5 protein-coding genes are annotated in these 5,603 nt (G+C 36.7%); 4 read left to right on the top strand and 1 reads right to left on the bottom strand.

The genetic code is table 11. The features are described from left to right. The 3 genes from VNZ46_RS26660 to VNZ46_RS26650 all read left to right on the top strand — a co-directional run. Positions 1-360, top strand: a 360-nt coding sequence (locus VNZ46_RS26660) for a hypothetical protein (RefSeq protein ID WP_325564294.1), incomplete at its 5' end; no start/stop codon positions are given. Beyond that, positions 353-1,636: a nucleotidyl transferase AbiEii/AbiGii toxin family protein gene (locus VNZ46_RS26655; protein ID WP_325564292.1), complete on the top strand. Its 1,284-nt coding sequence runs from the start codon at positions 353-355 to the stop codon at positions 1,634-1,636. The genes VNZ46_RS26660 and VNZ46_RS26655, both read left to right, overlap by 8 nt. A gap of 111 nt (positions 1,637-1,747) precedes the next feature. Next, positions 1,748-2,965: a reverse transcriptase/maturase family protein gene (locus VNZ46_RS26650; RefSeq protein WP_325564290.1), complete on the top strand. Its 1,218-nt coding sequence runs from the start codon at positions 1,748-1,750 to the stop codon at positions 2,963-2,965. A 295-nt stretch (positions 2,966-3,260) separates the two neighbouring features. Here the strand turns inward: VNZ46_RS26650 and VNZ46_RS26645 are convergent, their stop codons facing one another. Beyond that, complete coding sequence (locus VNZ46_RS26645) at positions 3,261-4,595, bottom strand: Fic family protein (RefSeq protein ID WP_325564288.1); 1,335 nt, start codon at positions 4,593-4,595, stop codon at positions 3,261-3,263. A 700-nt stretch (positions 4,596-5,295) separates the two neighbouring features. On the opposite strand from VNZ46_RS26645, the gene VNZ46_RS26640 reads away from it, so the two are divergent. Beyond that, a partial coding sequence (locus tag VNZ46_RS26640) for a hypothetical protein (RefSeq protein ID WP_325564286.1) occupies positions 5,296-5,603 on the top strand: 308 nt, incomplete at its 3' end.

The raw sequence follows: 5,603 nt of genomic DNA, 5'->3' as shown, positions 1-5,603 counted from the left end.
AGCTCTTGGGCAGCACTCCAGTATTATAATCTCGCTACAGAATCAATACATTCCATCACCTCGGTCACGCCAAAAGTGACAAGAGATTATCAGACCAAAGCAGGCAGCTTCGCGTATCAGTCAATTAATAAGCAGCTGTTTTCCGACTTTTCACTTGTAAAAGGAAAATTTAATTTTTATATCGCCTCACCCTCTAAGGCATTGTTTGACTTGCTGTATTTTAGAACACGCCAGTTCCGCGGTCTCTCTCCCGATAAAATAAAATCAATGGTTTCCGAATTACGAATAGATATAGAGGAAATGAGCAAAGAAGAGCAGGAAAAATTTAATATAATAATTAACAACTACTTCCATGAGTGAACAGATCACAACAATTTTAAAAAGAAAGCTCGATGACCTAAACGCCCTTGGCAGCATCGACGCAGAAACACGGCGCAATGCCCTTAAAGAAGAGCTGCAGTTTTATGTCCTCAATTTTATTTACCAGCATCCGGAATACAATAACTGGATTATGTATGGTGGCAGCGCGCTTCGAATTATCCACGGGCTTGATAGGATGTCAGTCGACCTTGATTTTGAGATTTCCCATGCGGTAACTGAAAAATTTTTGGAAGAATTCAAAAAGGAAGTGGAGGATTATTTTAACAACACCTATGGTGCCGGAGCCGATTTTCTGACGATAAAGGTTACCACGGGCAGGGGATTACTGCTAAAATTTCACATCGGCCCAGAATTAGCCTCCGGATCCGCATCACAGCAGGTGCATGTCAAAATCGATCTTAATCATTTTGTGGCTCCAAAAACAGTTACTGATCGCAGGCCGATAAACCGCGACCAGTTGTCCTTTGTGATTCTTACATACAATATGTCATCGCTAATGTCAAGCAAACTGGCAGCTATTTTCTTGCGCGGCACTCGCGGCATAGGCGCAGCTACTTACGAAGAAAAAGGACGAGATATTTATGACCTGCTCTGGTATATGAATAAAAAAGTGGTGCCTGATTTTGACTACCTAATTGCAAAAGGCATTGATGTAAAAGATCCACGCGTGCTTTTTGATAAGCTAACGCTTCAGATGAACAAAGTAAGCGATGAGAACCTTAAACAGGATCTTTTGCCCTTGTTTCTCGATAGAAATTTTATTGAAAGCTGGCTTAAGAACTGGCGGGAGGGCTATCTACGACTACTCGATGATTACAAAATTCGCACTGTGACCGAGCTAAAGAGCGTTGGAATATATCAGAATTTTAACACCGATGTTTTTTCCTTTTTGTATGAATATAAAACAGAAGACGGCCAGCAGATCCGAATTGTATATAATTTAAGCGATTATTGGATTACTTTTCGTGAGGGTGACCTGACTATTGAGCCGGATAAAACACTCGAAGACAAAATAGAATTTAGCAGTAATGGGGTGAGTAGCCGCCCAGCGCCGCAGGGCAAGCTCAAGCAGTATGCAACCTTGTTTTATCAGAAGACCGAAAAGTATTTCAAAAAAATCAACCGAACAATGGTCGGCGATAATATTGTCACAAAAGTTATTCGCATGACTGCAGACAATCTAAACCAGAAAGAACAAATTGTGCTTAACAAATCAGCTTTACTTTCTTGTGAACTTGATGATTTATTAAAATAGCATCCCGCTAGCAAGACATGGTCGTTTGGTGTTATTTAATACTACGATCAGAAGTCAAAGTTTTTAAGGAAGTTTTTTGGTCTTAACATTCGTTAATATTAGTGAGCGCTTATGAAAGAGATAATTTTGGGAAATAAATCTAAAAAACCGCTCTCATTGGATATCCAGCGAGAGTATATTCGGTATCACAATATTGTCGACAGCCACGAGTTACCGGAGGATGTTTTATTGATTCAAAGCGAGAGGTTATTTTTGAAGAAGACTGGTTCGGATAAAAAGAAAAAGCTGCTCTATATGCTTGCCCATAGCGGAACTAAGCAAGCTTATAAATTATTGCTAAAATATCTAAAGAAGCCGGATAAGCAGCTGCAAAAATGGGTAGAGTTATGTTTGCAGGAATGTGCTGCTCATTTGGGAGGGGAGTTGCTGGATCAGGAAGAAACTTTTATGGTAATGAGTGGCGCTGGCGGTGATGGTCAACGGTTGAGATATTATTTTATTTTTAGCTCGGCTAAATCCCAGCGGCTTACGGCCGCGCAGAAGATGGTAATAAAAAAATCATCCAAAGTGACTGATAAAAACTTAAAAGGGAAAACCGAAGGTTTATACAGGATCTTATATCCTTATTTTGATTCTAAATTTATTTTCGATTCTTTTTCCTGCAGACGAAACAAAGGCACACATCGAGCAATAAACCGATTTCGGGAATACTCACGAAAGGTTTCTCGTAACCATACTCAAACTGTATGGGTTTTGAGGTGCGATATTAAAAAATTTTTTGCAAATATCGATCACTCAGTTCTGATCAATATTCTAAAGCGCCAGATCGAAGACGAAGATGTTATCTGGCTTCTGACTCGGATTATCCAAAGCTTCCATACAAAGGAAAAATCTAAAGCTGGGTTGCCGTTAGGCAACCTTACAAGTCAACTTCTAGTAAATGTTTATATGAACGAATTTGACCACTATCTGAAACGAGAGTTGAAGATAAAATATTGTGCCCGATATGCAGACGATTTTGTTATATTGCATGAGAGCAAAAAATATTTGGAAACTATATTACCAAAAATATCAGTATTTCTGCAATCACGTCTTAAGTTATCGCTTCATCCAAATAAAGTGTTTATCAAAACCTTAGCTTCCGGAATAGATTTCTTAGGCTGGATTCATTTTCCTCATCATAGGATTCCAAGGACATCGACGAAAAGAAGAATGTTTAGAAAAATAAAAGAAAACCATTCAGATGCTACAATGGCGTCATATATTGGTTTACTTAGCCATGGAGATACTTATGGCTTATCTAAAAAAATTCAAGATCAGTCTGATTAATCCGAGACACTAATCTAATTATAAATTTTTTATTTGATTGAGTTTTTTTCTACGTTCGTATTATGCAAGGGAGTACCGGCTGGGCGACAGGTAAGCACTTACATTTTGCATTATGGCGAGATGGCCAACCAATTTCTCCGTCGTATGCCTTTAGCCAAACCAGCTTGAGTGATTGGAATAACCCTTAGTTGATGGCGGAAACCAGTTATTGTTTGTCGAAATTTCCAGACGTAGATGCAAAGATTATTGTGGAAGCTTATTTAGATCATCCTAGTAACATAGAAAAGTATAATCGCTATTTATTGGATCTAAAAATCTTTTTTATCTCAACCGTATTAGGTATAAACACATATTTATTTTTACTTTTAACTTGAGATAGGAAGTTTTTTTTAACTAATAACATCAGATCGGCTCTCGCTGTTTCATAAGCAACCCTATATTTATTTTGATGAGTCTTCACGTCAATTCTTTGATCTCTGTTATTATTAAAGTATTGTAGCAATGAAATCTGTCTCTCATTAAAATCACCCAGCTTATCTGCCAATTGTAATAATATCCGATCTTTTTCAATTTTTTCTTTATAATGCGCCTTAAGATCTGAAATTGCATTGAGTATGGTTTTTAACTTATAAGACAGAAAGTAAGTTAAGTCATTATCGTCATATTCGGTATGAAGAAAAGCATTATCGTATTGCTTTTTCGATTTCTTAATTATCCTTGAAACTGATAAATATTCAAACATCCAATAATCATGTTTTAAAAGATACCAATAAAATATCGCACGAGAGGTTCTACCATTTCCATCGATGAAAGGATGTAAATATGCTAACCAAAAATGTAATATGCTAGCTTTGACAACAGGGTGGATAAAATCTTCTTCTGACTTATCTTTATTAGCATAGTCTATTAATCTTTTTAATTCGGCATGTATAAATTTTTTGGGCGGCGGATCAAATACTGTTTCACCAGTCGTTCTGTTAACTACCGCTATCTCATCGCTATCTTCTCGGAATCTACCCTCATCTTTGACATCTTCCAAAGTATCTAGGGTTATATTTTTTTGAATATCAATAAGCATTTCAAGACTTATATCCAAATCTTTCCAATCCATTAATCTTTGCATAACTTGGTAATTGTTTATTATCATTTGTTCATCTTTATTCCTAGCTTTCCTTCCAGAAAGCAACATTTGTTTTGCTACTTTTCTAGATGTGTTAGCACCTTCAATCTGACTAGAAGCAATAGCTTCTTCAGTTAGATTGCTGATGATAAGTTGATTTTTTTCTGTTATTGTAGGCTTTTGAGAATCAGACCATAAATATCCGCTAGTATTTTTATCTATCTTACTTAATTGTTCATACATCGTTTTGGTTGTTGTATATGCAAAAGGTTTATCATCTACATCTCTGACAGGAGTAAAATCTCTATTACTTAACCTTGAAAATTTCAAATACGCCCATGCCTGTTCATGATTAAATCCTTTAGGCAAAGGATAGTGTTTAAATTTATCCCAATAAACATAGTCTCTTTCTGCGTGTTTAATCAGACTATTTAATTCTTGAGATTTTAAAAATTTTTCAAATAATTCCCCTGATGAAATTATTTTCATCCATTCTGGCGGTTTTATCATCTTGAACATATTTTGTCCTTTTAGATTACTAATAATCTACTAGTTTTCTACTAGTTAGTAGTGTATTTACTAATATTAGCATATAGATTACTAAAAGTCTACTAATTTATATGAAACTAGTAGTAGTTGGTAAAAAGCCTAAGAAATGGGTTTTCTAGCGTCTATTCCTCACTTAGTCTTGCTTCGTAAATTAGTGAAGGAACAAAAAGAGAAACATACTTCACCGACCAAAGTTACAGGCGACTTTTTACATAAATTTCTAAACAAGACTTAAACCTTGTAACACGAACTCAGGAAGGCGCAAATTCCCATTTATCTCGATAATTGCAGTCCTGTCGTCTCGCACTATCCCGATAATGCTCTTTTAAAGGTAACTAATGAAATATTTTCACCAGATTTTAGCATTTGCTCGTAGACATCTGAAGATTGCAATCTCTCTATTGTTGGAAAAAACCTATAATTTTTTGATATTTTTGGCTTAATTTAATCATTTTTCGTATCATTGCACCCGCATTGCATATTCCTTTGTGCTCATTCTAAAGTGAGGCTAATTGGAATCAATGATAGCCAAAGTCAGGCGGATTTGATAAACTGGGTACGAGCAGAGTCATAAAACTCCATAAGAATAGGTAATATAAGTTTGGACAGAATTTTGTGTTCAGACTCGTGTCAGTTATTCCAACTAGTCAGGGGGATTGTCATGGGGAGACTTGAGAGTAAAGCGGTGTTCGCTCTTGCTGCGACCAAAGCTGTTCAGGTATGGGCTAAGTTTCCGGCCTTCAACGTCGATGATTTCCATATCGAGGCAGACGATTTAAACTTGACCGATAAAGCAACCGCTCGGTTTTACAGAGCGTTTGGGGAGATTTGCCATTTCCTTAGAGTCGAAGGATCAGTCCATCGACTGCGCGGTAGAGAAGAATGGAGCGAAGGGCATCTGGTTTTAGAAAGCGAATCAGGCAAAGTCACGCTGCTGTTTGTGATCTTAAATAACGATGTGAAGTTTGA

Origin of the sequence: Pedobacter sp., from assembly GCF_035566355.1 — a bacterium.
Taxonomy (GTDB): Bacteria; Bacteroidota; Bacteroidia; order Sphingobacteriales; family Sphingobacteriaceae; genus Pedobacter.
Note: the sequence above shows the minus strand (reverse complement) of the source record. Positions and strands in the feature narration are given on the sequence as shown.

What these genes read in the sequence shown, in the direction of transcription:
- VNZ46_RS26645 (WP_325564288.1), bottom strand. Translation starts at nt 4,595, where the DNA reads ATGATAAAACCGCCAGAATGGATGAAAATAATTTCATCAGGGGAATTA.
- VNZ46_RS26650 (WP_325564290.1), top strand. Translation starts at nt 1,748, where the DNA reads ATGAAAGAGATAATTTTGGGAAATAAATCTAAAAAACCGCTCTCATTG.
- VNZ46_RS26655 (WP_325564292.1), top strand. Translation starts at nt 353, where the DNA reads ATGAGTGAACAGATCACAACAATTTTAAAAAGAAAGCTCGATGACCTA.